Annotated in this window: 22 protein-coding genes; 4 read left to right on the forward strand and 18 right to left on the reverse strand. The window is 44.7% G+C overall.

Annotation, left to right across the window (positions count from 1 at the left end):
* Window positions 1-85: 85 nt before the first annotated feature.
* The 13 genes from BLCOC_RS22435 to BLCOC_RS22490 form a co-directional block, all read right to left on the reverse strand.
* Entirely contained in the window at window positions 86-445 is a 360-nt protein-coding gene (locus BLCOC_RS22435; RefSeq protein WP_242998991.1) for a YkgJ family cysteine cluster protein, read from the reverse strand.
* A gap of 108 nt (window positions 446-553) precedes the next feature.
* The gene (locus tag BLCOC_RS22440) at window positions 554-1,321 is read right to left on the reverse strand and encodes a helix-turn-helix domain-containing protein (RefSeq protein ID WP_029467915.1); all 768 of its coding nucleotides are present in this window, start codon (window positions 1,319-1,321) and stop codon (window positions 554-556) included.
* Between the two features lie 84 nt (window positions 1,322-1,405).
* Window positions 1,406-3,457, reverse strand: a complete 2,052-nt coding sequence (locus tag BLCOC_RS22445; protein WP_029467914.1) for a DUF4118 domain-containing protein — start codon at window positions 3,455-3,457, stop codon at window positions 1,406-1,408.
* A gap of 13 nt (window positions 3,458-3,470) precedes the next feature.
* The gene (gene kdpC, locus BLCOC_RS22450) at window positions 3,471-4,118 is read right to left on the reverse strand and encodes a potassium-transporting ATPase subunit KdpC (RefSeq protein ID WP_115623407.1); all 648 of its coding nucleotides are present in this window, start codon (window positions 4,116-4,118) and stop codon (window positions 3,471-3,473) included.
* 13 nt (window positions 4,119-4,131) lie between these two features.
* Window positions 4,132-6,198 (reverse strand): potassium-transporting ATPase subunit KdpB, encoded by a 2,067-nt coding sequence (gene kdpB, locus BLCOC_RS22455; protein WP_029467912.1) that lies wholly within the window; start codon window positions 6,196-6,198, stop codon window positions 4,132-4,134.
* Window positions 6,199-6,225: 27 nt separating this feature from the next.
* Entirely contained in the window at window positions 6,226-7,980 is a 1,755-nt protein-coding gene (locus BLCOC_RS22460; protein WP_018595666.1) for a potassium-transporting ATPase subunit KdpA, read from the reverse strand.
* A 51-nt stretch (window positions 7,981-8,031) separates the two neighbouring features.
* On the reverse strand, window positions 8,032-8,109 hold the full coding sequence (locus tag BLCOC_RS27825; RefSeq protein WP_081624793.1) for a potassium-transporting ATPase subunit F: 78 nt from the start codon (window positions 8,107-8,109) through the stop codon (window positions 8,032-8,034).
* A 1,009-nt stretch (window positions 8,110-9,118) separates the two neighbouring features.
* Entirely contained in the window at window positions 9,119-9,394 is a 276-nt protein-coding gene (locus BLCOC_RS22465; RefSeq protein ID WP_029467910.1) for a DUF2442 domain-containing protein, read from the reverse strand.
* Between the two features lie 17 nt (window positions 9,395-9,411).
* Window positions 9,412-9,573, reverse strand: coding sequence for a DUF4160 domain-containing protein (locus tag BLCOC_RS27830; RefSeq protein WP_369871137.1), 162 nt, complete (start codon window positions 9,571-9,573; stop codon window positions 9,412-9,414).
* 242 nt (window positions 9,574-9,815) lie between these two features.
* On the reverse strand, window positions 9,816-10,208 hold the full coding sequence (gene rpsI, locus BLCOC_RS22475) for a 30S ribosomal protein S9 (protein WP_018595671.1): 393 nt from the start codon (window positions 10,206-10,208) through the stop codon (window positions 9,816-9,818).
* 16 nt (window positions 10,209-10,224) lie between these two features.
* Window positions 10,225-10,653: a 50S ribosomal protein L13 gene (rplM, locus tag BLCOC_RS22480; RefSeq protein WP_018595672.1), complete on the reverse strand. Its 429-nt coding sequence runs from the start codon at window positions 10,651-10,653 to the stop codon at window positions 10,225-10,227.
* 279 nt (window positions 10,654-10,932) lie between these two features.
* A complete protein-coding gene (locus BLCOC_RS22485; RefSeq protein WP_165907169.1) occupies window positions 10,933-15,117 on the reverse strand; it encodes an alpha/beta hydrolase-fold protein in 4,185 nt (1,394 codons plus the stop codon).
* A gap of 131 nt (window positions 15,118-15,248) precedes the next feature.
* A complete protein-coding gene (locus BLCOC_RS22490; RefSeq protein WP_115623409.1) occupies window positions 15,249-16,205 on the reverse strand; it encodes an AraC family transcriptional regulator in 957 nt (318 codons plus the stop codon).
* 204 nt (window positions 16,206-16,409) lie between these two features.
* Between BLCOC_RS22490 and BLCOC_RS22495 the strand changes: the two genes are divergently transcribed.
* Together BLCOC_RS22495 and BLCOC_RS22500 are read left to right on the forward strand one after the other, a co-directional pair.
* Window positions 16,410-18,326 (forward strand): OPT family oligopeptide transporter, encoded by a 1,917-nt coding sequence (locus BLCOC_RS22495; protein WP_018595673.1) that lies wholly within the window; start codon window positions 16,410-16,412, stop codon window positions 18,324-18,326.
* On the forward strand, window positions 18,326-18,685 hold the full coding sequence (locus BLCOC_RS22500) for a PqqD family protein (protein WP_029467906.1): 360 nt from the start codon (window positions 18,326-18,328) through the stop codon (window positions 18,683-18,685). Before BLCOC_RS22495 ends, BLCOC_RS22500 begins: the two co-directional genes overlap by 1 nt.
* A 131-nt stretch (window positions 18,686-18,816) precedes the next feature.
* On the opposite strand, the gene BLCOC_RS22505 is transcribed toward BLCOC_RS22500, so the two are convergent.
* Window positions 18,817-19,254 carry a rhodanese-like domain-containing protein gene (locus tag BLCOC_RS22505; protein WP_029467905.1) on the reverse strand — a complete coding sequence of 146 codons (438 nt, stop codon included), beginning with the start codon at window positions 19,252-19,254 and terminating at the stop codon, window positions 18,817-18,819.
* A 461-nt stretch (window positions 19,255-19,715) separates the two neighbouring features.
* Here BLCOC_RS22505 and bioB point away from each other — a divergent pair, with 461 nt between their 5' ends.
* Both bioB and BLCOC_RS22515 read left to right on the forward strand, forming a co-directional pair.
* Window positions 19,716-20,678 carry a biotin synthase BioB gene (bioB, locus tag BLCOC_RS22510; RefSeq protein ID WP_115623411.1) on the forward strand — a complete coding sequence of 321 codons (963 nt, stop codon included), beginning with the start codon at window positions 19,716-19,718 and terminating at the stop codon, window positions 20,676-20,678.
* A gap of 193 nt (window positions 20,679-20,871) precedes the next feature.
* Window positions 20,872-21,744, forward strand: a complete 873-nt coding sequence (locus tag BLCOC_RS22515; RefSeq protein WP_018595677.1) for a YitT family protein — start codon at window positions 20,872-20,874, stop codon at window positions 21,742-21,744.
* A gap of 152 nt (window positions 21,745-21,896) precedes the next feature.
* Here BLCOC_RS22515 and BLCOC_RS22520 read toward each other — a convergent pair whose 3' ends face one another.
* The 4 genes from BLCOC_RS22520 to BLCOC_RS22535 are packed head-to-tail and all read right to left on the reverse strand — an operon-like array spanning window position 21,897 to window position 26,858.
* Window positions 21,897-22,445 carry a D-lyxose/D-mannose family sugar isomerase gene (locus tag BLCOC_RS22520; protein WP_115623412.1) on the reverse strand — a complete coding sequence of 183 codons (549 nt, stop codon included), beginning with the start codon at window positions 22,443-22,445 and terminating at the stop codon, window positions 21,897-21,899.
* 9 nt (window positions 22,446-22,454) lie between these two features.
* Window positions 22,455-24,971 (reverse strand): beta-mannosidase, encoded by a 2,517-nt coding sequence (locus tag BLCOC_RS22525; RefSeq protein ID WP_115623413.1) that lies wholly within the window; start codon window positions 24,969-24,971, stop codon window positions 22,455-22,457.
* A 43-nt stretch (window positions 24,972-25,014) separates the two neighbouring features.
* Window positions 25,015-26,004 (reverse strand): zinc-dependent alcohol dehydrogenase, encoded by a 990-nt coding sequence (locus BLCOC_RS22530; RefSeq protein ID WP_115623414.1) that lies wholly within the window; start codon window positions 26,002-26,004, stop codon window positions 25,015-25,017.
* Window positions 26,005-26,015: 11 nt separating this feature from the next.
* Window positions 26,016-26,858, reverse strand: a complete 843-nt coding sequence (locus tag BLCOC_RS22535) for a sugar phosphate isomerase/epimerase family protein (protein ID WP_029467900.1) — start codon at window positions 26,856-26,858, stop codon at window positions 26,016-26,018.
* Between the last annotated feature and the right edge of the window lie 17 nt (window positions 26,859-26,875).

The raw sequence follows: 26,875 nt of genomic DNA on the forward strand, positions 1-26,875 counted from the left end.
GATTTTCCATACTTTTCTCTTTTTTTAACCTTATCTTCTAATCTTCTTTCTAAAACCGTACTCCTCTTTCAACCTTTCATATATCTCAAACGCCACCGGACATACAGATACCGTTTTCCTGAAGAAAATCACAAGGCATATGCTTTGTATCATATGCACCAGAGATCATATCGTTATCCAGATATAAATTTTTAAACTCTTCTCCTGAAATACCCAGATGCCTGGCATCTTTTTCCACGTCTTCTGCCGGAATAGTCCCATGATACAGCTTACAGCAATTTCGGCATTTGCCGCAGTCATAATCTGCAAACAATTTATTATGCAGCTTTAAAAACTGCGCATCCAATTTTTCTTCATCTGCATTGCATTTTAAAAAAGTACGAAATCTTAAATTCTCATTTTCTTTATATTTTGCCTGTTTTTGAACCTCATTAGGTTTCAGCATTTTATCACTCCCGTATAAAGCTCCGTATCCACAGTTATATCTTAATTATAATAACATAAAAGAACCTCCCGGGAAAGTCCCTGGAGATTCTCTATAACCGAACCTGCTCTATTCGTTTTTCTTAGCCGCTGCCACAATAGGAATAAAGGTGCACAGCATCACTGCCAGGCATACATATCCCCCATACCTTTCCCAGGTATCCTCTCCCACTATTTTTAACAGCAAAAAATTTAACCAAGGATTAAAAACAGCTATTCCAAGCATGGCAGTTCTGCCCGCTCTCAGTACATGAGGCCAGTTTCTGTTATTAAATTGCACACCTATAATATGGATCCGAAACATCCCCTGGCTGTAATAATTGATCTTATTCTCGTCATAAAATGCCGGCAGCGACTCTCTTGCAAACAGGGAAAACCAAGCCCCAAACAAAAGGCTCAATCCCTCAATGGTAAAGAAACCTGTGGAAATCATCACATTTCCATTGCCTGTATATATTAACAGCCACATTTCCAAAGCGGCCATAACTGTACAGAGCAGATAACAGATCATATGCCTTCTCTGCCTTAACCTTTTTTCTTCCTGTTCCTCCACAGATAAATGAAGAGAACCCGAAACCAGTGCGTCCACCTCCGGCTTAGTCAGTGTTTTTCCCTCACTGATACGCTGTGTCTGCAGCAGTTCCGCAACTGTCACACCCAGTATATCCGCCAGAGGACCGAGAAGTGTAATATCCGGAAGACTCAGCCCCCGCTCCCACTTACTCACCGCTTTATCCGATACAAATAATTTTTCTGCAAGCTGCTTCTGTGTATAGCCCTTTTCTTTCCTCAGCCCCAAGAGAAATACGCCAAACTGTACTTTGTCAATCTCAAACATTTTTTCTGCCTCCTGCTTTCTTACCAAAAGCTTATCTTAAAATGTCTGATTTTGCAATCGACCGGCAGTAGAATTCCCTGTTTCTCAGTGGTGAAGCGCTTTTTCGGACTGTGATTTTACCAGATCCTCTATTTTCTGTATACGCTCCAGCACAAGGGCTGCCTCGTCCAGCATGGCAGATATGAGATTGTATTCAAATACGGCGATCTCTCTTCGCTCCTCCAGTACCATGCCAACCACCGCGGATACATTGTCATCCTCCATTACCGGAAGATAAATAGCCTTTGCACTGGGAAGCGTATGGGTGGTACATCCGGCTCTGTGCCCATTTTCAAACACCCACCTGACCACAGCCTGCTCCGCGCGGGAGGTATAATCTGCCCTCAGGGCTTCCTCCTCCTCTTTTTCAATTCCGCTCCTCAGGTAAATAGACGGAACCTGTATCACATCGTCTTTCTTCATATATATGATAACAGTAAAATGCATCAGTTTTTGGATCTGTACAGCCAAATCATCACTGACCTGCTGCCTGGTCTTTGCCCGCCGCAGTTTTTTACTGTTTACCAGAAGAATTTCTGTGCGGTATGCCCGCTTTGCGTTTTCCTCATTCTGCTTCTGTATCTTTGACATATTCCAGGAAGTAAGAAGGCTGACCGTAAACATCATGGCAAATGTTACCGGATAACTGGCATCGTACGCCTGAAGGCTGTGAACAGGCATGGTAAAAAAATAGTTGAACAAGATCACGCTGAGTATGGAAGCCAGCACAGAACACACATACCCCTGGGTAAAGATTGCGGTAAGCATCACCCCCAGCAGATATACCATGATAATATTGGCCTCCGTCATATGATAATGTGCCAACAGCAAACCGCCGGCTGTACTGATCGTCATCATAGCCAGCATGATCCAGAAATCAGTCCCTTTGAGTCCCTGCAGAAATTTCCCGGCCTTTATTACGGTATAGGGTCTCTGGCCAATCCCGCTCTGCAAATCCGGTATGACATATACGTCAAGGTTCGGCGCATATTGATTCAGACTCTCAACCAGAGTTTTTCTGGTCTGTCCGAACAGGATCCTATGGGCTGTTCTGCCCATAACGATCTTGGTCACATTACTCACCTTTGCATACTCAGCAATCTGCCTTGACACATCCTCACCGTTTACAGTGGCAACCTTTGCTCCCAGACTTCTGGCCAGCCGCATATTTTCATCCCTTCGCTTTTTCACCTTCTCATCTGCATTCTGCAAATATCTGGTCTCCACATAAAGGGCAGTAAATTCCGCATGAAATGCGTATGCCAGACGGGCCGCTGTGCGGATCACCTTTGCATTGGAGGGTGCCGGGGAAATACAGGTAAGAACATGCTCCCCGGTGGAAAATCCACCGTCCCCGTACAGCATCTTTTCCTCCTCTGCCAGGTGGTTCACCCTGTCGGCCATGCGGCGCAGGGCGATTTCCCGAAGAGCAGTCAGCTTATCTCTTGTAAAAAAGTTCTGCAAAGCTCTCTGGGCCTGCATTCCCTGGTATATCTTACCCTCTTTCATGCGTTCGATCAATTCTTCCGGTTCGATATCCACAAGCTTTACCTGATCTGCCCTGTCGAACACGCTGTCAGGGATGGTCTCTCTTACCATGATGGATGTAATGCCGGCCACATTGTCATTGAGGCTTTCCAAATGCTGAATATTCACTGTGGTATACACATTGATCCCATGCTCCAGAAGCTCCTCAATATCCTGATACCGTTTTCTGTGACGGCAGCCCTGAATATTGGAATGAGCCAGTTCATCTACCAGGATCACCTTGGGACGGCGTTTTAAGGCAGCATCCAGATCAAATTCCCTGATCTTGACTCCCTTGTAGTCCATCATCAGAAAAGGAAGCTGTTCTATCCCTTCCAAAAGCGCGGCTGTCTCCGGTCTTGCATGGGGTTCCACATATCCGGCGACCACATCCACCTGCTGCTTTTTCAATTCTCTGGCAGCTTCCATCATGGCAAAGGTCTTTCCTGTGCCAGCTGCATATCCTAGAAAGATCTTAAGCTGTCCCAGTTCCCTTCTACGAACTTTCTCCTCCTGGGCCTGGATTTTTTCCAGCATTTTTTCGGAACTTGGTCTTTCCTCTTTGTCCATGCCCTCTCCCCGCCTATATTTCTCCAATAGCTTTTGCAATCTCCAGATTACATTTCAGAACATTTACCCGTTCATGCCCGAAGACTCCAAGGGTTTTCCCATCCGTGTTCTTTTCCACGATTTTTCTGATCTCTTCCTCTGTAAGTCCTGTATTTTTTGCAATGGATGGTATCTGAATCTCAGCGGATTCTGGTGTGATATTGGGGTCCATGCCGGAACCGGAAGCAGTGAGGAGATCAGCAGGAATATCCCCCTTCTTCACATCCGGATTATTTTTAAGGAATTCCTCTACGGATTTCTCTGCGCGCTGTTTCAGCTCCTCATTGGAAGGTGCCAGGTTAGATCCGCCTGAACCGACTCCGGCATAGCTGCCGTCCTCTTTTTCTTCCTCTGTATAAGTGTTATAATTCACACCGGATATACGGCACTGAAAATATCTGGAATCCCCGGAAAAATCCTGCCCTACAATGGCTGAACCCACTGCGTTTTCAGGGTCATCTGTCTTTTCCCCTTCCGCAGTGATCAGGCTTCCGTTAGCCTGATGGGGGAATATGAGCTGCCCAAGCCCGGTCAGGGCTGCCGGATAGGCAAAGCCACAGAGGATCAGCATCAGAACAGTCAGAACCAGGGCGCTTTTAAAATATTTCAAAAATGATTTCATGGAATCTTCCTCCCTACATTCCCAGCACTGCCAACAGCGGTGCCACCAGACAGTCTATGATCTTAATTCCGGCAAATGGCACAATGATACCGCCCAGACCGTAAATTCCCATATTTTTCAGGAGCATACGCTCCGCACTCATAGGTTTGTATTTTACGCCCCTCATGGCAATGGGGATCAGGCACGGTATAATGATCGCATTGAAGATGAGTGCTGATAAGATAGCTGACATAGGTGTTGCCAGCTTCATAATATTCAGTATCTGCATCTGCGGGATCACCATGGTGAACATAGCCGGTATAATGGCAAAATACTTTGCCACATCGTTTGCTATACTGAATGTGGTGAGGGAGCCCCTTGTAATAAGGAGCTGTTTTCCTATTTCCACTACCTCCAGTATTTTTGTGGGGTCAGAATCCAGATCCACCATGTTGGCCGCCTCTTTTGCCGCTGCCGTGCCTGAATTCATGGCCAGCCCCACGTCTGCCTGGGCAAGCGCAGGAGCGTCGTTGGTACCGTCACCTGTCATAGCTACCAGTTTACCCTCTGCCTGCTCTTTCTTGATCGCCTGGATTTTATCCTCAGGCCTGCACTCGGCAATAAATCCGTCCACACCGGCTTCCTTGGCGATAGTTGCCGCTGTCAGTGGGTTATCACCGGTGCACATAATGGTCTTGATACCGATTTCCCTAAGTCTCTGGAATCGTTCAACCAGTCCCGGTTTTACAGTATCTTTCAGATAGATAACACCGTAAATCACAGAATCAGCTTCTACAACAAGGGGTGTTCCCCCCAGTCCTGCAATCCGTTCCACAATCCCATCCAAATCTTTTGGCACAATGCCTCCGTTTTTGAGAACTCTCTCTTTGATGGCATCTGCGGCACCTTTTCTGATTTTGGACCCGCTGTCCAGATTTACTCCTGACATTTTAGACTGGGCTGTAAATTCTATAAATTCCATCTGCTCTGCAGCACTGTCATCAATCCTGGTACCCATACTTTTTGCCAGTTCTGCTGTTGATTTCCCCTCAGGTGTGGGATCGCAGATGGAGGTAAGGGCGGCATAGTCGATGAGATCTTCTCTGCTTTTTCCGGCAACAGGATAAAATTCCGCAGCCAGACGATTTCCAAAGGTGATCGTACCCGTCTTATCAAGGATCATGGTATCCACATCCCCGCAGGCTTCTACAGCCTTACCTGACATGGCGATCACGTTAAATCTTGTAACTCTGTCCATTCCCGCAATTCCGATCGCTGAAAGAAGACCGCCGATGGTAGTAGGGATCAGGCAGACCAGCAGAGCGATCATTGTGGAGACGGGAATCTGTACACCTGAATAAGTGGCAAAGGGATACAGGCATACAACAACGATCAGAAAAATAATGGTAAGTCCCACTAAAAGGGTATTCAATGCTATCTCATTGGGTGTCTTCTGGCGGGATGCTCCTTCCACCAGGGCGATCATTTTGTCCAGGAATGACTCGCCCGGTCTTGATGTGATCCTGATCTTCAGCCAGTCACTGACCACTGTGGTTCCTCCTGTGACAGATGAAAAATCAGTTCCCGCCTCGCGGGTCACAGGTGCGGACTCCCCTGTGATGGCAGATTCATCCACAGATGCGATTCCCTCTATGACTTCCCCGTCATTTGGGATGGTCTCTCCCGCTTTTACCAGTACCACGTCATCTTTTTTCAACTCAGAAGCATTTACAATTATCTCTGTGCCGTTTTTTTCTATACGACGTGATTTTGTATCCTGTTTTGTTTTTTTCAGAGTAGCTGCCTGTGCCTTGCCGCGCCCCTCCGCTACAGATTCCGCAAAATTCGCAAATAAAACCGTTATAAAAAGTATCGCGCATACAATTCCGTTATAAATTCTCAGATATCCCAGTGATGCGTCATCGCCAAAGATGGTTGGAACAACCGTCATCAGCAGAGTGAGAACAAAGCCCGCCTCCACTACAAACATGACCGGATTCTTTACCATATATTTTGGACTCAGCTTCTGAAATGCACCAATTATGGAACTCTTTAAAATGTCCTTTGTCACGAACTTTGTTTGTTGTTGTTTTTTAGACATTTCTCTTTTACATCCCTTTCTCAAATTTTATGAAAACCACAAGGTCAGATGCTCCGCGATCGGGCCTAATGCCAGCGATGGGAAGAAGGTCAATGCGGCAAAAATATATACGATAAATACAAGCAAAATAGTAAATACCACATTATCTGTACGCATAGTTCCAATGGACTCTTTTGTCCTTCTCTTCGCCAACAGGGAACCGGCTATGGCAAGCTGGGCAATGATGGCTATATAACGGCCAAAGAACATTGCAAGCCCTGTTGTAATATTCCAGAAATAACTGTTGTCGGACAGCCCCTCAAATCCGGAGCCATTGTTGGCTGATGCCGAAGAATATTCATACAGCACCTGTGATAATCCATGAAAGCCTGGATTGCTGATACCCTCAAGCCCGGCCTGGGTGGATACCGCAAGAGCGGAAAATCCCAAGATCAGCAGCGGATGCACGATCAGCACCAGAGCTACCAGCTTCATCTCTTTTCCTTCTATCTTCTTGCCCAGGTACTCAGGTGTACGGCCGACCATCAGTCCGCAGATAAACACAGCCAAAATGGCATACATCAGCATATTCATAAGGCCAACGCCTTTTCCTCCGAATACACAGTTGAGCATCATATGTAAAAGGGGTACCATTCCTCCAAGGGGCGTCAGCGTGTCGTGCATATTGTTGACTGTACCTGTAGTGAAGGACGTTGTCACTGTGGTAAACAGAGCGGACTGGTCAATACCAAACCGGACCTCCTTGCCCTCCATACTTCCCATTTCCTGACTGATACCTGCTGTCTCAAGAACCGGATTTCCGGCTTTTTCGGATACAAAGCACAAAGTCAGACCAATCAGGAAAATAATGGACATAGCCGCAAAAATCGTTCTCCCCTGTTTTCCGAATAAAGGTTCTTTTACTCGGGTCTCTTTTACTCCCTTTTCCTTGACTTCTTTTGTTTTTCTCTCTTCCTTCTTCCTTTCCTGGCACATTTTTCCAAAGGTGAGCACACAGGCTCCCGGAAGGATCATCATAGAAATCAGTTCCACAATATCTGTTATCACAGTAGGATTTTCAAAGGGTGTGGAGGAGTTTGCTCCCAGGAAACCGCCGCCGTTAGTACCCAAATGCTTAATGATTTCAAGAGCAGCTACGGGGCCCATGGCAAAATCCTGAAGTTTTCCGTGAATGGTCTCCACCGTAATGTTGGACCCAAAGGTCTCCGGGCATCCCTGCCAGATCAGCACAAGGCCAAACAGCAGTGACCATGGGATCAGGATACGAGTGGTGATGCGGACCATATCCTCATAAAAGTTCCCCAAATCCTTTCTCTTTCCTGCAAGTCCCCGGCAAAATGCCATACAGGCCGCATAACCGGAAGCTGCGGAGGTAAACATCATAAAAATAATTACCAGCATCTGACTCAAATAGGAAAGTCCTGACTCTCCTGAGTAATGCTGCAGGTTTGTATTTGTCATAAAGCTTATGATCGTGTTGAAAGAAAGGGTTGGTTCCATTCCCTCGATTCCGTTTGGATTTAAAAACAGCACATGCTGTAGTCTCAATACCAGATATCCTACAAAAATCATAACTGCATTTGCCATAAGAAGGCTTAATGCATATGTCTTCCAGTCCATTCCTTTTCTGTCAATCCGGCAGATTTTATATATCCCATTATCCACCCTGTCAAAAAAAGGATCTCCAAATGTTTTCTTTTTGGCTGCAATGTGATACATATATTTTCCCATAGGAATGACCGCCAAAACGAAAATTGCCAAAGTCAACGCTATCTGTAACATGACTTTTATATCCTCCTGTCATTTTCTAAATTCCCATTACTGATTATGTTTCTATAACTTTTCGGGATAAACCAAGGCATAGAACAAATATGCCGCTATCAGCAGAATTACTATTCCCAGCAATATCATGTTATCTCCTCCTGTTATTATTGGTATCCGTTCAGATGCCTGAACATTTACTTCTTATTTTCCGCACTGCCTGTATCCACCTGTCTGCTGCACCATCCGGCAAACAGCTTCATCAGTCCAAAGCAGGCAAGCAGTATAGCCACCATAGCCAAATCCATCATATCAGGTCTCCTCCTTTATCTTTCGGCTGTAACTGATATTATCATGTCACGTCATAAATGCGCATAAGGGAAACAGCGGATGTATTAAGATTGAATTAAAGTTAAAAGTGGGATAGATAAGGGCAGTACCAAACAGGATACCTGCGCATAAGAAAAGTCCCCTGAAGATCCAGGAGACCTGAGCTTTGCTGTACAGACAAAAACCTCTCAAGGCCCAAGTCCTGAGAGGTTAAAATCCAATATATGCCGGTAATCATAGCAGACGCGATAAATTAACTTAAAAATCAATCCTTTACAAACTACCTTTTCGGTGGTATATTTTAATTAGAAAGAGGAACAACCGCCCACAAGGTGGTTGACCGGTTAATGAGATAGCAAAGCCACCCGAACCGACCAAGTATCAGGGTGGTTTTTGCTATGTATAGCTACTTACAAAACGTAAAAACGAATGTAAGCAATGCCAAAAGGAAAAGACCAAAGGTCATGAAATCCTTAAAATCAAAACGGTTTTTCATAGGCATCACCCCCATTCTATTAGAATGAGGCCAACACACCCTGTAACACGATTGTTCCATAAATGAATTTTATCATATTATCCATATTCATATAATTCTTTATTTTTTACTGGATATCTTTTATCTCTTACACTCTGTCAATATAAGACGTAATATAAAGAAACCCTTGAAAATGTTGCATTTTCAAGGGTTTTGATAATTCTCTTATAAAGTTTCTTATTACTCTTGCATAACTCTGAACCCCCATAAACACAGCGTTTCAAAGTTATTTGTCAGTTACCTGTCACTTACCGATACAGTTTCATATGTGCATATATCTCTCCTGACCATATCTTATGCTATCTTTTCCTTCACAAACGGTAATTCATGAAGCGTATCTGGGTCAATATCCAAGCACATCGTGTTATCCCGATTCCTGCCTATATCCCATGCAAGAGTATCATTCATCACTGTGCAGGTATCCATAAAAACATCGAGGTCTTTTAATGGACGGAATACTTCTTTTTCAATCATGGCAGACATATCATAGCAGACTATCTTTCCATCTTCAAAATATACATACACTGAATAATTTTTCATTGGTATGACCTGTACTACTTTAGGAAACATATAACCACCTCCCATAACTACACTAAAGGATTTATTCTGTTTAAAGGTTTTCCATCTTTCGATAATTCCCAATTCTGCATTAATTCATCCTGATGTAAAACACACCATGCTAAGATTAACTTTAATTGTTTTGACGGCAGCGCACCTTTTATTACTCTTACTCCATCTATTTCAACTATTGCTTTGTTTCCATTGTACTCTGCATGAAAATGCGGTGGTTATGATCATCATAATACATCGTTACCCTAATTCCATAAAGTAATGATATTTCCGGCATGATAAATTCCTCCTCATCTCATTCTTTTTCATATATATTGTAGAGACTAATTAGTCTCTAATAATTATACCACAGCTATCTCATCAAAAAAACCCACAAACTTGACGTTTGTGGGTTTTCCATATAATAAATATATTCTGTTTCTTATCTCTTGGAGAACTGGGGCGCGCGACGTGCGGCTTTGAGGCCGTATTTCTTTCTCTCTTTCATTCTCGGGTCACGAGTCAGGTAACCAGCAGATTTTAATACCGGTCTGTACTCAGCGTCTGCCTCCAGTAATGCTCTGGAGATTCCGTGACGGATAGCACCAGCCTGTCCTGTGAATCCACCGCCATGAACGTTTACTAACACGTCAAATTTGTCTGTTGTCTCAGTTGCCGCTAACGGCTGACGAACAACAACTTTCAGTGTCTCTAATCCAAAATATTCATCAATATCTCTTTTATTGATTGTGATCTTACCTGTTCCCGGTACTAAATAAACACGAGCTACAGATGATTTTCTTCTTCCTGTTCCATAGAATTTTGTACTAGCCAATGTTCTCTACCTCCTATTAAAATGTTAATACTTCTGGCTTCTGAGCTGCATTGTTATGTTCTGGTCCTGCGTATACGTGCAGCTTTTTGATCATGGATCTTCCTAAAGGTCCTTTTGGAAGCATTCCTTTAACAGCGAGTTCAAGAACCTTCTCCGGCTTTTTAGCCATCATCTCTCTCAGTGTGGTTTCTTTCATTCCACCAACATAATCGGAGTGATGATAATAAATTTTCTGGTCTAATTTTTTACCAGTTACGCTTACTTTCTCAGCGTTAACGATGATTACATAATCACCTGTATCAACATGAGGAGTGAAAACTGGTTTGTTTTTTCCTCTTAAAACTTTAGCTACTTCAGATGCAAGGCGGCCTAAGGTTTTGCCTTCAGCGTCCACTACATACCATTTTCTTTCAATCTTATCCGGATTAGCCATATAAGTGTTCATGGTTTTACCTCCTAATTTTCAGCATATACAGTAATATTCAAATTCATAAATTTATAATGAAAAATACCATACCGGGGCTTTTGGCTAGGTATTTTCGCACTACGTCACATTGAGATATTATATTACACTTATCCGGGCATGTCAACAGGTTTTCTCGAAAATTTTGGCAAAAAATAAGCCATTTATAGTGCTTCCTGTCTAAAAGGACGTGCCCGGCAGACGTATCTGTCTGTCGGGCTGCCACTTCCTTCCTATATAATATTGGCAAAACTTAAAATTTTATGACTTCCGGATATGTTTTTTCTTTATTATCACAAGACTGATCCCACCCAGACCGGCAGCCGCCAACAACATATAAAGGACAACCGGTGTCTCGTCACCGGTCTTGGCATTACCGGCATTTGTTGTCTTTGTACTCTTATTTCCTGTGCCATTCCCCGGATCAGAGGGCTTTGTAACGGGAGTTTTTTTATCTCCGCCACTACCGTCGTCTTTTCCATTATTTTTGCCATCATCTTTTCCGTCGTCCTTTACATCGTCTTTGCCGTCATCTTTTCCACCATCTGATGGGTCCTTACTCTCGTCCTTTTTCGCTACATTTACATGTGCCAATTCCACCGTCTTATCAAAAACAGCCGCCGTCCAGCTCACTTCATATGCTTCATCCGGATTGATACTGTTCGTAATATCATAAGAAAAACTGTCATCCGCAGCTCCATCTGTCGTAAAATCCCGCTGGGATACTGTATATACCGTCTTTTCTCCCTGCGTAACCTCAAGAGTAACAGGTATGGAGAGCGACGGATTCTCATTCTCTGTGTACACAGATTCCGGTATCTGGTTCATATAACTGCTGATACCGGCCTCAACCTTGATTCCGGCCTTTACAATGGCTTTTCCGTCTGTATCCTCCAGAACAACTGAACCGCTGATCTGATCTGTCACTCCTTCGTCTGACTGATACATGTGGTCTCTCACATAAGAAAACGCGGATTTGAAGTAAGGGATATAAAATTCACTGTTATGGTCCCCGTTCTCTATAAAGAAACAATGCTCCACGCCGCGCGCTGTGAGAGCTGCGTCCAGCTCAATAGCCGGAACACCGAAACCATAGAGATCCTGGTTCCCACACATAAAATACATGGAAAAATACTGTAGGTATTCTGTTGATACCTCCTGTACAATTTTATTCGGGCTATAATCACCGCCCATACTGAACGCTCCGAAAAAGCTGACTGCACCTGAAAATAAATCAGGATTGCGCAAAGCCAGGCCATACGCCCCCTGTCCTCCCATGGACGCCCCTGCAGTCAGACGGTATCTGGCATCCCTGATGGTCCGGTAACGCGCATCCATCATGGGTACCATCTCATCTGTAATCATCTTTTCCCAGTCGCCTCTCCACCAGCTGCTCTCCTGACTGTTTGGTATTACCACAATCATTTCATCTATGAGACCTTCTTCCATTGCTTCATCAAAAAGCCGGTCTACATTATCTGTCATATATGATGTATGGTCACTGTTAAACTGGTGCAGCAGATACGTAGTCGGATAATTTCTATCAGATTCAAAATATCCCTCCGGCAGATATACCAGATATTTCTCCTCTGCTGTTCCTTCTTCTCCTGCCGCAGATGCCGCATAAGCAGAATCGTATGATGTCTCAAAAAATCTGGAATGGTTTCCATACATATAAATCCGGTTATCTCTGCTGATGTAGGTATCCTGGAATTTTATTTCCTTCACATTTCCATCTGCATATGTAATTTTTCTGTCCGCATTATATAAATATGAAGTGATTCCCTCTTTATCTTCTGTCTCAAATACAGTAATACCGGTATCCTCAATTTCTTTGATATCACCCTCTTTTATCAGTGCTTCTGCCTCTTTTATCCTGTCTTCCTTTTTATTTCCTGATGAGAAGTAATCCTCCGCAATGGTATGGGCATAATCTTCTAATTTTCCTTCTTCCAGACAGGTATTTTGATACGCTACCGCATCCGTCACAGACTCTTTTACTTCTTTTTCAGGTACTCTGGAGGGAAGTCCCTGCAGCTTATTGTACGCAGCCTGGCTATAAAGTCCTACCGGACCGCTGTACCATCCGCCGCCGCCGTACGGAGGATCATTATACACATGAACATATACGGTATTTGTACCGCCGTAGTTCAAAATACTGGGGTCAATGGAAAATTTGCTGAGAACAGCCCAGGTTGTCTCCTTGGTACTGCTGCCGTCCTCATTGACACCGGTTCCTCCCACTCGCTTTCCGTTGACAAAAACCTCACCTCTGTCATCCATATAGCCGATCAGGAGTGTCAGATTTTCTTTCGTAAAATCTTCCGGCAGTTCAAAGGTTCTGGCATACCATCCCCAGCCGGTATTCATATACCAGATTTTTGTAATATTTCCAAATCCCTGTTCCCAGTTGGCAAGTGCCGGCTGAACTACTGACCATGACTCATATTCCTCTGCGGTCAATGTGCCTGCCTGGAACGGATCTGACAATCCCACATAATTAAAATACCAGTCACCCATCAGATCAATCTGCTGTTCATCCTCTGCTTCCCCGGTATCCTGAATCCGGATCAACGTAGCAGTATCAAGATCCATACGGACGCCTAACAGATTTATGTACATTTGGATCGTCGAGGATGTGTTATTTACTTTATTTGGAACTTTTACGCCGCCCTCATAAGTTCCGGGACCGCTTATGTTCTGCGAAATAGTTGTATCATACAATATCTCTCTTGTGGCAGGATCAAGAACTTCAACGGTGATATCCATCTTGCTGTTCCCACCCTGGAAAAATTCAGCATATTTCTTCCCGATTTCTATAGAATAGTTTACTTCTGCCGCCTTATCGTTTCCTGTCAGCGCTGCTTTTTTCAGAGTAACACTTCCTGATACCATACCGGAAATAAAACGGCTTGTCATACGGTTTACTACTCTTTCCAGAGATTCCTGCAGATATTCCATGCTATAGGAACCTGTCCTGACAGTAAATTCATGATAGTCAAAAGAAATAGACTTTTCCCAGTTAATGAATAGTGCCCCCATATCACTGGTAGAATGCGCCATATTTGTCCACGCATCGTTTGCAGGTGCATCCATATAAGTATAGAATTTAGTATAGAATTTCGGATCTGCCTCATGGCACTGTACCAAAAAATCATATACATCGCCATAGATTTCATACCAGGGGTTGTCACTGCTGACAAAATCACCTCTTATACTGGCAATCATGCCAAATGTACCGGGTTGTGTAAGGGGAGTACCGGCAAGCGCTTTATTGTCTGATTCCAGAGTCTCGGGCATGTCTGCATCCGATTTATTTTCATGATTTCCACTGTCTGGATTCCGGGTATTTGTACCGGCATTTTCTCCCGACTTCTCAGTAATCTGATTCTCTTCCTTTTCCTGTTTCTTTGACATATCTGCATCAGAAACGTTTTCAGTTTCCTGAGTCTTTGCTGCACCTGTTTCCTTTTCAGGTTCCTGGGTTTCTGCTACATCTATTCCCTTTTCAGGTTCCTGAACCTCCGCTGTACCTATTCCTTTTTCAGGTTCCTGAACCTCCACTGTACCTATTCCTTTTTCAGATTCCTGAACCTCCGCTGTACCTGTTCCTTTTTCAGATTCCCGCACCTCCGCCGTACCTGTCTCGTTATCAGATGCTTGAACTTCCAACGTATCGGCAACTTTTTTTACAGTCGGAAGATCCTGCTGCTCTGCGTCTGAACCCTTTACTGATACGTTAATATCTGACCTGTCTGCTTCTGATTCTTTTTCGGCGGCCTGGGGATTTGAGTGTTCCGATTCTGTTTTCTTTTCCTCAGCCTGGGAATTCAGTCTGTCCTCCTCTGAGTCTTTTTCCTCGGTCTGGGAATTCAGCTGATTCTGAGATTCCCCTTCTGCTTTCTCCCGGCTTTCCTTCTCCGTCTCTGCAACCGGATTCTCTTCAGATCCGACTGTCTCTTCGGCTTCCCCGGCATCTGCCTGTTTCGTCTCAGTCAGACCCAGAATATAAGCCAGATATCCTCCAATTCCCGTACCTACTACCGCCCTGTTTCCCGCCCCAGGAATTGTATTATAATTAGCGTCCACATCAGCGGCAACAAGGTCCATGACCTGCCGTACATCCATATCCATGGTAAAAACAGGTTTTACCAAAATCATGTCTATCCCCTTTTCACCAGACATGGTCTCTTCCAGCGTTCTCTCCATCTCTTCAGGATATTCCCCTAATCCATCTTCCGGAAGAAGATACATAACCGGATAACGAAATCCGCTGTCAGGGTTATATCCCGCGGGCAAAATAACCTCATACTCACAGTTCTTCCCATTCCACTCCACACTTTGTCTATCAGTCGTTCCTGTCTTCGCCTCAATCTCCAAAGGTGAAATAATACTGCTTAAAACCATGGATAAAGTCAGTAAAATTGTTACAATCTTTTTTTTCATAAAAGCTCCTCCTGTACATTTTGACATATGACTAACATCATTCCGCCCCATTTCCGTCACATTGTCAAATTTATACATATAAAATACAGGATAAGCTATCCTCGCAGTAAGCAAATTCGATTCTTAAACAATCAAATCTGATTTTCTTCCTTATTCCCGGCCCGTTCCTCTACCAGTATCTTTTTAATTTCATACTCACCTCTCTCCTTTTTCCGGTAGAGCCTTCTCTCTTCTCTCCACTTGGCAGGCAGCACGCCCATGCGTTTTTTAAAATTACGTTCAAAAGAGGATATGGAAAGATAGCCGCACTTCTCTCCTATCATCCTGATTGGCTCCATGGTATTCTGCAACATCCAGCAGGCTTCCCTGACCCTTATGCAGTTGATATAATCCACTGGCCCAAGTCCCTTCATTTTTTGAAAAACCTTGCGGAAGTGGCTCTCACTGAAGTGGCACAACCCAGCCAGTTCTCCCACTTTTATCTGCTCCATATAATGATCATAAATATAATCGATAGCTGGCAGAAGCGGCAGGCTCACTGCCTCTTCCTCCACGGCGTGATTCTGCTCCAATACATCGTACAGCATAAATAAAAAGGTACACAGAAGACTCATCACCTGCACCTTATAAGTTCCCCTTTTTTTTCCCGCTATCTTAAAAATCTGCTTCAAAAGAAAAGTAAGCTGTCCGTATTCCCCTTCATCTAATATCTGCACTCCGTAAAACAACTGTCTGCATATTTTCAAATTCATTCTTTCATCAATAAATGAAAACAGTTTTATAAAATCCTCCAGGTCCACAAACAAGTATCCCCACATGTTATACATACCATTTTCATTTCTTGTAGCATGCAGCAGATTTGGAGCAACAAGACTAATACTCCCGGAACAAAACGCGGCCTCTTTCCCTTCACTAATGATCGTCCCCTGCCCTTCATAACAATAACCAATCTCCAGATAGTAATGAAAATGAAGGGGATCCTCTGCTCCGGCCTTAGCCCATGCAATTTTATCCAGCACCATCAGCGGATAATCCGGATATATTCTGAAAATATGATCCTCTACATAACGCTTCTTTTTCCGCCCCACTTTTTTCTTCTCCTACTCTGTATATATTTTTTTTGCGTTTACATATTTTTCTATATTATACATTAAATTTGTAGGATTGTGTCTTTATTTGTCATATTTATCCGTGATTTACTGGTATTTACTCTGAGAACTCTTTTCTTTATTGCAGTTTTTTATATTTTTCGCTATAATAGGAGAGCATAAAAAATAAGGGAGAGAAAGACTATGAATGAACAGAAAGAATTCAAGCCTTATATTCCGGCCGAGCGCGTAACGCCGGAATTAACTGTCACCTCCATAATCATGGGTATCATCCTGGCTGTCGTTTTCGGCGCTGCCAATGCTTACCTGGGACTTCGTGTTGGTATGACAATCTCCGCGTCCATTCCCGCAGCTGTTCTCGCCATGGGTGTGATCCGTGTTATCATGCGGAAGAATTCCATCCTGGAGAGTAACATTGTACAGACGATCGGTTCTGCCGGTGAGTCTCTTGCTGCCGGTGCCATCTTTACTTTACCTGCCCTCTTCTTATGGGCTGCTGATGGCAAAATGGAAACCCCGAGTATTCTGGAAATCACACTGATCGCTCTGCTGGGTGGCCTTTTGGGTGTACTTTTCATGGTACCTCTGAGAAATGCCCTGATTGTAAAAGAGCACGGTATTCTTCCTTATCCGGAGGGAACCGCATGTGCGGAAGTTCTTCTGGCAGGTGAAGAAGGCGGCGCAAATGCCTCCACCGTATTCGCCGGTATGGGATTTGCTGCAATCTTTAAATTTGTCATTGACGGTTTGAAAGTGGTTCCCAGTGAAGTTTCCCTGAGAGTAAAAGGCTTTGCAGGTGAAATCGGAACTCAGATCTACCCGGCAGTTATGAGTGTGGGTTATATCTGTGGTCCCCGTATTTCATCTTATATGTTTGCCGGCGGTCTGGTGAGCTGGATGGTTCTGATTCCGGCTGTTGTACTTTTCGGTGCTGACCTGACTCTGTATCCGGGAACTGCCCCCATAGGTGAAATGTTTGCAGAAGGCGGCGCAAGCGCCATCTGGGGAAGCTACATCCGTTACATCGGTGCAGGTGCACTGGCTGCCGGCGGTATCATCAGCCTGGTAAAATCCCTGCCGCTGATCATTCGTACATTCAGTGATGCTATGAAGAGCCTGAAAGGCAATACCAACACCAATACAACCAGAACAGGACAGGACCTGAACATGGCTGTCATTTTGGGCGGTGTGCTTTTGATCACTATTGCTATCTGGCTGGCACCTCCGATTCCGGTAACCTTCCTGGGTGCCATTATCGTTGTAATCTTCGGCTTCTTCTTCGCTACTGTATCTTCCAGAATGGTAGGTCTGGTAGGAAGCAGCAACAACCCTGTTTCCGGTATGGCAATCGCCACTCTGCTGATCGCAACTATCCTGCTCAAAGCAACAGGTGACAGCGGAATCCACGGAATGCAGGGCGCTATCGCCATCGGTTCTATCATCTGTATCGTAGCCGCCATTGCAGGCGATACTTCACAGGATTTAAAGACCGGTTATCTTCTGGGTTCCACACCTAAAAAACAGCAGATTGGTGAGTTTATCGGTGTATTCGCCGCTGCTCTGGCGATTGGCGGAGTGTTATACCTGCTGAACGCTGCATGGGGATTCGGCTCCGAAGAATTAGGCGCACCTCAGGCCATGCTCATGAAGATGATCGTAGAAGGTGTTATGGAAAACAACCTGCCATGGACGCTGGTATTTATCGGTGTATTCCTGGCAATCGCTGTGGAAATCCTGGGTATTCCGGTACTGCCCTTTGCAATCGGTGTATACCTTCCGGTACAGTTAAACGCCTGCATTATGGTCGGTGGACTTGTTCGTCTGGTGTTTGACAAAATGAATATGAAAGATAAGAAGAAAAAAGATGCCATTGTCAATGACGGTGTGCTCTATTGCTCCGGTATGATTGCCGGTGAAGGTCTGGTGGGCATTCTTCTGGCTGTCTTTGCAGTATTTAATATTGATAAATTTATTGACCTATCCAGCAGATTCAATCTTCCCACAGCGGTATCCAATATCGGAAGCCTGGTTGTATTTGCACTTGTGATTCTGAGTCTGCTTAAATTTTCTCTCTGGAGAAAACGCAAAGAGAACAAATAATGAAAAAAAAAGAAAATGTAATGGATAAAAACTATCTGGAGTTTATTCCTGAGAGAAATTCACTCCTCACCTGGAAAACTGACAAAAAGGGCATTGTGACCCTGGATGTTGAAAATACCGGTTTCTTTAACCGACTGGCCCAGAAATGCTTCAATCGTCCGAAATACACCCATGTCCATTTGGACAAGCTGGGAAGTTTCGTCTGGCCGCTGATCGACGGTCAGAAAAACATTATTGAGCTGGGAAAAGAAGTGGATGCTCACTTTGGCGAGGAGGCAGCCCCACTCTATGAGAGGCTGGCAAAATTTTTTCAGGTACTGGAAAGTTATCATTTCATTAAACTGAATAAGAACGTATAAAAAACAGCGCACTTTGGAAGCAAATCCATAGTGCGCTGTTTTTAACCATTCAGCATATTAGAGCATCTACCGAGGCGACCGTATAAATTCTTCTGACTTAAAACCTCAAGCTGTCTCATATCCATATAATCTTATTTTTCTGTATCATAAGGCCAGTCAATGATACCTCCGAAATCATAGACCTGAGTATATCCCGCCTCTGCGAGCTTTTTCGCAGCCTGTGCGCTGCGGTTGCCGCTTCTGCAGTATACCAGTATTTCCTGGTCCATATCAGGCAGTTCCTCCAAAGGTTCGCTGCTGATGGTCTCATTTGGGATCACAATTGCTCCGGGCACATGGCCTTCCTGATATTCCTCCTCTGTGCGGACATCCAGGATCACCACTTTATCATCCTTGTCCATCCGCTCTTTTGCTTCTTCTGCCGTGATCTTTTTATATTCTGCTTTCACTGTGTCCTCCTGTGCTGCTTTTGTATCCTGTCCGGTCTTGTCCTGTCCGCATGCAGACAAGGCTGCCGTCAATACACCTGCCGCTATAACGGCAAAGAGCCATTTCTTATTTTTCTTCATATGGTTCCCTTTCCTCTGCTTTATAGGATTCTATATTTTCAGCAGATTATACATTCTGTACTTTTTTCTATTACAGTTATACTGTAATTATAATTATTTCAGTTTGATTTGTCAAGTTCTATTTTCTCTAAAGTGAAATAACGGTAACAGTTCAGCCTTCCACTGTCCCGCGAGGTGTTGCCTTGCATTTGCAAGGCAATCCCGAGGCAGCCACGCGCCAGACTGCGGTTTTTGCAGAGCTGTGAAATAACAATAACATAAGTGACCGCACTGCACACAACTGCGGTCTGCCGGTACCCAGCAAAACAAAAGCCAGCCGGACAGCCGAAAAGTCTTCTTAACCGCAAAATAGAAAACGCAAATTGTAAACTTTTTATTAAAAATAAGTTGACATTATCTTCTTTGTATTTTATAGTATTATCAAATCTGACCCAGTAAAAAAACAAAAACGAGGTATCAAAATGATTACAATGTTAATGGAAAAAGTTTTAAACGGAGGCACTCTCACCAAAGAAGAGGCAATACGCCTTTCCTCTGCAGACTTGGAGCCGCTCTGTCAGGCGGCAGACCGGATACGCCGGCATTTCTGCGGGAATGCTTTTGATATGTGCTCTATCATCAACGGCAAAAGCGGAAAATGTCCGGAGGATTGTAAATACTGCGCCCAATCTGTCCATTATTCCGCAGATACCGCTGTTTATCCTCTTCTTGATTCCCATGAAATCGTTCGGGAGGCAGAGGCCAATGCAGCAAACGGCATCCTGCGCTTCTCCATTGTAACATCAGGAAAACGTCTGAGTGACAGAGAAGTGGAACAGGTCTGCGAGAGTTTTCGGAAGATAAAAGAAACCTGTGGTATATCTCTGTGTGCCTCCATGGGACTCCTCTCCAAAAAACAATTTGAGATGCTGAAAAGTGCCGGTGTGGTCCGCTATCACAACAATCTGGAAACCTCCCGCCGCTTCTTCCCTCAAATCTGCACCACACATACATACGATGACAAAATACAGGCTATTTTAGATGCTCAGGAGGTGGGCCTCACAGTATGCAGCGGGGGCATTATAGGTCTTGGGGAAACCATGGAGGACAGAATTGATATGGCCATTACACTGCAAAAGCTGCATATCCGTTCTGTGCCTGTCAATGTTTTAAACCCGATTCCCGGTACTCCTCTGGCGCATCGTGTGCCTCTGGATGAGGATGAAGTCTGCCGGACTGCGGCTGTGTTCCGTTTTCTTATGCCAGACAGTCTCCTGCGCATGGCAGGAGGCCGGGGGCTTATGAGAGACCAGGGACGGCGTGTGTTTCAGTCAGGCGCAAATGGGGCCATCACGCAGAATATGCTGACCACAGGGGGCGTTGCAGTTAATGAAGACAGACTTCTGGCTGAGGAATTGGGATTTGAGATCAGGCTTTACGAGTAAAGACGGGATTTTTTGAAATGAGCTTGAAATCTTAATTTTTCTCTGCTATACTGGATTTTGTAAAAGAGCTTATGCGGATTATAATAATCGTTTGCATAGGCTCTTTTTTTGTTATTTTATGGGTAAATCTGCCTTACTCTGCGTAACAATATTATTATGACCTGCCTTGCAGGCAGAAAGGATGGTTTGATTTATGAAACATAATTACAAAATACTTGCGAAAAATATCGGGATGGAACTGCTGGGCAGTGTCTTTATTGCCATTGGTATTTATAACTTTGCGGTGGCCTCCCATTTCCCTATGACAGGTTTTTCCGGTATCGCTCTGATTTTAAACCGCTTGTTCCAGCTCCCTATCGGTATCTCCATCATTGTGCTGAATATTCCGGTGGCCATACTCTGTTTCCGGCTTTTGGGAAGGCAGTTTTTTCTCCGTTCCCTGCGGGCAATGATCATTTCTTCCGTAATGATCGATTACCTTGCGCCTTTACTGCCTGTCTATGAAGGAAACCGGATGCTGTCAGCCATCTGTACCGGTGTGCTTGGCGGTTTTGGCTACGCTGTTATCTATATGCAGAACTCCTCAACAGGCGGAACTGATTTTATTATCATGGCGGTAAAGGCGCTGAAGCCTTATCTTTCCCTGGGAAAGATTGCTTTTTTATCTGATGTGGGGATCATTCTGCTGGGCGGTATTATTTTTCGTGATATGGATGGGATCATCTATGGAATGATCATTAATTTTCTGTTTGCCCTTGTGGTAGACAAAGTGGTTTACGGTATTAACGCGGGGAAGATGACCCTTATCGTGACAGAACATGGTCAGAAGGTCACAGAGGTGATCGATACATGCTGCGGAAGGGGCAGCACCATTTTGAAAGGAGTAGGCGGATACCGGATGGATGAGAAGCAGGTAGTTATGTGTGCCTGTAATAACAAGCAGATGTACTTTGTACAGAAAGCTGTGAAAGAGACGGACCCGGAAGCCTTTATCATTGTACTGGAATCGAATGAAGTACATGGGGAAGGTTTTGAAATGCTGAAGATCGGAGAAAGCGGAGCCTAATCAGGAGCAACGGTACCTGACGTCTGATACGGCAGTGCCACAGTGCAGCAAGGCGGCGAAAAAAAATGCGTAAGGTGATTGTTTCTATCATCTTACGCATTTTTAATTAGGAAGAAAGTCCCGTGTGAGGGTGCCGGGCAGTTACAAGGTTTTCAGTTGTCTATAACGGGCTGCCTTTTTATATTTTTATCAGTAAATATATCATATTCGTCTCTGCTGGTTGTACTGAATTCAGAGATCACGGCGCCTTCCGGGCCGGCCTGGAACCAATGTCTGGTGTCAGGATAGATTGTATGCTGTTGGCCTGGGCGGAGGATTATCTCGTGCAGGACTGTGTAAGTGCCTTCATAGCCTGCAGGTATTTTCCCCCTGCTGTTCCCGGTGGCTTCACCTTCCACATAGAGATAGACAGTTCCGTATCTACAGCGGAAAGTCTCCTCCTTTCCCTCATATCCTATGGCACTGATAGGCACATGGCTGTGTTCCGGGCATGTCTGCCCCGGAAAGAGAACCATTTCCTTTGCACAGCACCTGTCTGTATTGATATAGGTGACAAGCTGAAGACCGATGCGTTCTATGTCATTCAGACCAAAATCAGCGATTTCGATATTTTCTTTTTCCTCATCTGTGAGTACTATATGTGCCTTTTCAAAGTAATCCAGCACTCCGGCTCTTTTCTCGTCGTATTCTGTCTTTTTCATGGTGTTCTCCTATCTTACAGAAGCCATCTGCAGAGCTGTCTCTTTGGCGCCCCTTACAATTATTGTTTTTGTCTCTCCCGGAAGAAGGTCAAAATAATTATCCGAACATCTGTAATTTCCTTTTACATGTACGCCGTGGGCAAAGGATTCAGAGTGAAGGGTGAGGATCCTGTCATTTCCCTCCTGTCGGTCCTCTGTGCAGATAACCTGACTCTTTTCAAAATCCAGATTCCGCATATCATCTAAGCGGAGCCAGATATTGTCAATATTTTCATCAAGGACATACAGCATGATAGTTCCTTTTTTATAATCCCTGTCCGGAAGGGCTTCCCGCAGCAGATAGGAACGTTCTCCCGGCTCTGTCTCCAATTGGATCTTTCTTGTTTCTCTGATAGTTCCGTCAAAGGATACATAACCGAACTCTGCTGTGACCGACAATGGTTTGGGAGTATCGTTTGCACCCTGTAATATGACACTGCCATCCTCTGCACGCATAGTAAATTTTTGATGGGCCAGGGCACGTTTTACTCCATAGTAAGCGATTTTCCTTCTCAGATAGTAGTCAATAATGGTCCATCCCACTTCGCCCCATGCGTCATTGTACATCCAAAACAGACCGCCATAGCACTGCTCTCTGAACCGCATGGATTCCAGGGAGTATCCGTACATCATACCATGCACCATACCCGCGTAAGTAATATAATCTTCCAGAGAAAGTCTGTCCGCGTGGTCAACATAGTTTTTCTCTATGGCTGTATTCACAGTGTCTTTTTCAAAGACATTGTTGTGCATCTGCCATACTTCACTGGTCCTGTCCAAAGGCTGTCCATCCATATATTCCAGGATCGTTTCCATACAGCACGGCCCTACATAGCCGTATTCACTCACAAACTTGGCCTTGATCTTATCGTAATCTTTTGCTTCAATACGCTCTTCCATCTTTTTGCTCATATAAGCCTGCTGCCAGTGATGGATGTCGCCTACGGTATCGTCGTTTGGAAGCTCCCCTCCATAGGGTGAACTATTCCAATAGGGAATAAAGGGACAGTTTGCATGGATGACTTCTTTGGAGAGGATATTTGCAATATACATACCGTACTGATGTTCATATGTAAATTCAATTCCCCACTTGGGATTATCTGTGGAATTAAACAGCCAATGCACTTCGTTGGTACCGCAGAATAATCCCAGACAGCTATGACTGCGCAGACGTTTTGTCTGATAGTCAAATTCCCGGCGCATTTCCTCCCGGAACCATTGATGATGATCCGGATAAGTGGAGCACGCAAACATAAAATCATGCCAGATCAGAATGCCCTTTTCATCACAGAGATCATAGAAGATATCCCTCTCATACAGTCCTCCGCCCCAGATCCTCAGCATATTGAAGTTGGCCTCTGCCGCTTCCTCTGTCAAAACCCTGTATTTTTCATCAGTTACCCTGGCATAAATAAAATCATTTGGAATCCAGTTTCCGCCCTTACAATAGATGGGCTTTCCGTTGATGACAAACTGGAATTTCCGGTCCTTTCCCTTCAGTACATCTGTGTTTAACTCCAGTTTTCTGATTCCATAGCGAAATACCGGATATATCTCCACAGCATCTTCGCATACCGCTTCAACCTGTACCTCATACAATGGCTGTCTGCCGTAACCGTTTGGCCACCAAAGTTTCGCGTGAGGGATCAGAATCTCCTCTTCAAAATAATTATATCCCGATGTAAAAAGTCTGTCTTCATAAATCTGTTCAAAGACAGTGTCCCCCTCATAGCTTATCCTGACTTTGTATTTTCCGTCTCTGGAGCTTATGAATCCCAGATTTTCCACATTCAGCATTAATTTCAGCTTTGCCTGCTCACCTATTTCTTCCGTGTGGAGGCAGACTTCCCTGAGTGCGATCTTCTTATGCCCTTCCAGTCTGGCACCACCTGTGATTCCGCAGGTGATCACTTTGGGACCCCAGTCCCATCCCACAGTATACTGAGGCCTTCTGACAAATGCTCTTCTGGCGTCACCACGATATTTTCCCCCGTTGTCTGTTTCCAGACATACAGCATGATTCAGCTCTGACAGATCCTGGTCCGACACTGATTCAAGCCCGCTGGTCACCCGGACTGTGATAACATTTTCTCCCTCTTTGATCTTGTCCTTTATATCATACACAAACGGATAGTGCACACTGTAATGGCTTCCAATATACTGCCCGTTAATGAAAATATCGCTTTTGGAATCCAGTCCCTCCAAAATAAGCTCAATGATATCTTCATTCTTATCCACACTGCAGCCGTCAAATGTTCGTTCAAACCACCATGCTCTCTTTTCTATCCACTCTGATTCCCTGCAGTAATCTGCCAAGACCGGATCCCTGATCACCCCGTTCTCTATCAGCGGCATTCTCACATCTGCCGGAAGACTGCAGCTATACCATCCATCTTCCAGTCCATGTACATAAGCCCACTGGTCCTTCTCCACACTTAAAAGGCTCTCATGCATTCTCCAGTTGTCGTTCATCTTTAATTCAAACATACGATCATTCCCCCATTCATAGTTATTCCATAGGTCTTCATCCTCACTCCCAGGGTTTCAGGATCACTTTACAGGTATCCTGTCCCATAAACTTCTCGAAGGCTCCCTGTACATCTGAAAATCCGTATACATCTGTAATAATTTTATGTACCACAGGAGAACGCCTGAGTATGGCAAACATTTCTTCCCTGTCATCCATGTTATAATGCCAGGAACCCATCAGAGTAAGTCCTTTTCTGATAAAGTCATCACTTGGGCAGATTGGAATTGTATTGTGGTTTTCTCCTATAAATGCCACACTGCCCCTTGGCTCCATCATATCAATGCAGAGCCTTTCCGCATTGCCGTTGCCAGAAGCATCCACAGCCTTGATAAGCGGTGCATCTTTTTTCGCTTCTCTGATCTTTTCTTTGATATCAGGGTCTGTTGGGTCCAAAACCACATCAGCCCCCATTTCCTTTGCCATGTTCTTGCGGAATGGAACACTGTCCAGAGCGATCACCCGCGCTCCCAAAAACTTTGACACGGCAATGGCGCCCATACCCACAGGACCCAGACCGGTGATGAGTATGGTATCAAATCCCTTTACATTCAGCCTTTTAATAGAGCTGAACGCAGGGCCTAAAGCACAGCATCCCAGTGAACCCTGATCATATGTTATATCATCGGGAAGCTTTGTGCAGACAAAATCCTGTACCAGCACATATTCAGCAAAATGACTGAAATACTGAGGCTTTTCCGTACAATAAATATAATTACCCGAAAGACACAGAGAACAGTGCCCACAGCCGGAAAGGGGATTTAATATGACCCTATCCCCCTCCTTCAGAAGGTTGGAGCCGTTGACTGCCACAACAACACCGGCACCTTCATGCCCGGCATCACGGACAGGTGTAGGTGAGACAAATGCTTTTCTGTCACTTCCGCAGATTGGCGTGGACTCTACTTTTACTACTACCCATTCTCCATGGGGTACCGGATCTGGCACGTCTTCCAGATACGCCCGATTATTTCCCAGAACTAATGATTTCATCTTTTTCCTCCTTATGCCTCTTTGGGCCAGACTTTATCAATTGCCTCACTCACAACAGCCACCGCTTTTTCAAACTCCATCTCCCCCAGTTCCTTAACGAAAGGCTCTGCAAGGACCGGCCCTGTATAGCCCATATTTTTCAAGCCTTCAAAAAACTCACCGATCCTGAGGACCCCGGTGCTCCCCGGAAGTGCCCTCACCACATCCTCCTGTTCCTCTCTGGGAATCCCTGCGGGGGCATCCATAATATGGGCACACACCACCCAGGATTCATCCGGAAATTTGGCAAAATCCTCAAAAGTCTGTCCTGCCATATCCCAGTGCCAGACATCCATCAATATCCCCATATTTCCGGTTCCTATGGCGCGGCACAGCTCCAACATCTGGTCCAGGGTATGTATAAATTCATATTTCTTTCCTGCTCTTAATTTGGGCGGTCCCAGGAATTCCAGTCCCAGAGAGATATCATATTTTTTCAATATCTCGGCAGCCGCTCCCAGCCTTTCCCTGTGCAGATTGAAATTTTCTTCATATGTTAATTCGTCACTGGCCGGAATGATCCAGGTGATACAGCGGTGCATACCGCACGCCGCCGCATACTGTACATACTCCTCCAGCTTCTCCATATCCTTCCTGTAAGTCTCTTCGTCTTTTCTATATTCAACAGGAAGTCCGAATCCTGCCGCTTTTAAGTGGTATCTCTCCAAAATTTCTTTTGTCTTTTCCACAGGCATCTGAGCGTCACGCTCTATATTAAACCAGATTCCGTCAAATCCGTACTTCTCAGCCAGAGGTGCGGACTCTTCCAGTCCCACCCTGTGTCCGATACAATCCGGTGCCAATGTCTTATACATAATTTTTTACCTCCAAA

Source organism: Blautia coccoides (genome assembly GCF_034355335.1).
GTDB classification, from domain to species: domain Bacteria; phylum Bacillota; class Clostridia; order Lachnospirales; family Lachnospiraceae; genus Blautia; species Blautia producta.

What these genes read in the sequence shown, in the direction of transcription:
- BLCOC_RS22435 (WP_242998991.1), bottom strand. Translation starts at nt 445, where the DNA reads ATGCTGAAACCTAATGAGGTTCAAAAACAGGCAAAATATAAAGAAAAT.
- BLCOC_RS22440 (WP_029467915.1), bottom strand. Translation starts at nt 1,321, where the DNA reads ATGTTTGAGATTGACAAAGTACAGTTTGGCGTATTTCTCTTGGGGCTG.
- BLCOC_RS22445 (WP_029467914.1), bottom strand. Translation starts at nt 3,457, where the DNA reads ATGGACAAAGAGGAAAGACCAAGTTCCGAAAAAATGCTGGAAAAAATC.
- kdpC (WP_115623407.1), bottom strand. Translation starts at nt 4,118, where the DNA reads ATGAAATCATTTTTGAAATATTTTAAAAGCGCCCTGGTTCTGACTGTT.
- kdpB (WP_029467912.1), bottom strand. Translation starts at nt 6,198, where the DNA reads ATGTCTAAAAAACAACAACAAACAAAGTTCGTGACAAAGGACATTTTA.
- BLCOC_RS22460 (WP_018595666.1), bottom strand. Translation starts at nt 7,980, where the DNA reads ATGTTACAGATAGCGTTGACTTTGGCAATTTTCGTTTTGGCGGTCATT.
- BLCOC_RS27825 (WP_081624793.1), bottom strand. Translation starts at nt 8,109, where the DNA reads ATGATATTGCTGGGAATAGTAATTCTGCTGATAGCGGCATATTTGTTC.
- BLCOC_RS22465 (WP_029467910.1), bottom strand. Translation starts at nt 9,394, where the DNA reads ATGTTTCCTAAAGTAGTACAGGTCATACCAATGAAAAATTATTCAGTG.
- rplM (WP_018595672.1), bottom strand. Translation starts at nt 10,653, where the DNA reads ATGAACACTTATATGGCTAATCCGGATAAGATTGAAAGAAAATGGTAT.
- BLCOC_RS22485 (WP_165907169.1), bottom strand. Translation starts at nt 15,117, where the DNA reads ATGAAAAAAAAGATTGTAACAATTTTACTGACTTTATCCATGGTTTTA.
- BLCOC_RS22495 (WP_018595673.1), top strand. Translation starts at nt 16,410, where the DNA reads ATGAATGAACAGAAAGAATTCAAGCCTTATATTCCGGCCGAGCGCGTA.
- BLCOC_RS22500 (WP_029467906.1), top strand. Translation starts at nt 18,326, where the DNA reads ATGAAAAAAAAAGAAAATGTAATGGATAAAAACTATCTGGAGTTTATT.
- BLCOC_RS22505 (WP_029467905.1), bottom strand. Translation starts at nt 19,254, where the DNA reads ATGAAGAAAAATAAGAAATGGCTCTTTGCCGTTATAGCGGCAGGTGTA.
- bioB (WP_115623411.1), top strand. Translation starts at nt 19,716, where the DNA reads ATGATTACAATGTTAATGGAAAAAGTTTTAAACGGAGGCACTCTCACC.
- BLCOC_RS22515 (WP_018595677.1), top strand. Translation starts at nt 20,872, where the DNA reads ATGAAACATAATTACAAAATACTTGCGAAAAATATCGGGATGGAACTG.
- BLCOC_RS22520 (WP_115623412.1), bottom strand. Translation starts at nt 22,445, where the DNA reads ATGAAAAAGACAGAATACGACGAGAAAAGAGCCGGAGTGCTGGATTAC.
- BLCOC_RS22525 (WP_115623413.1), bottom strand. Translation starts at nt 24,971, where the DNA reads ATGTTTGAATTAAAGATGAACGACAACTGGAGAATGCATGAGAGCCTT.
- BLCOC_RS22530 (WP_115623414.1), bottom strand. Translation starts at nt 26,004, where the DNA reads ATGAAATCATTAGTTCTGGGAAATAATCGGGCGTATCTGGAAGACGTG.
- BLCOC_RS22535 (WP_029467900.1), bottom strand. Translation starts at nt 26,858, where the DNA reads ATGTATAAGACATTGGCACCGGATTGTATCGGACACAGGGTGGGACTG.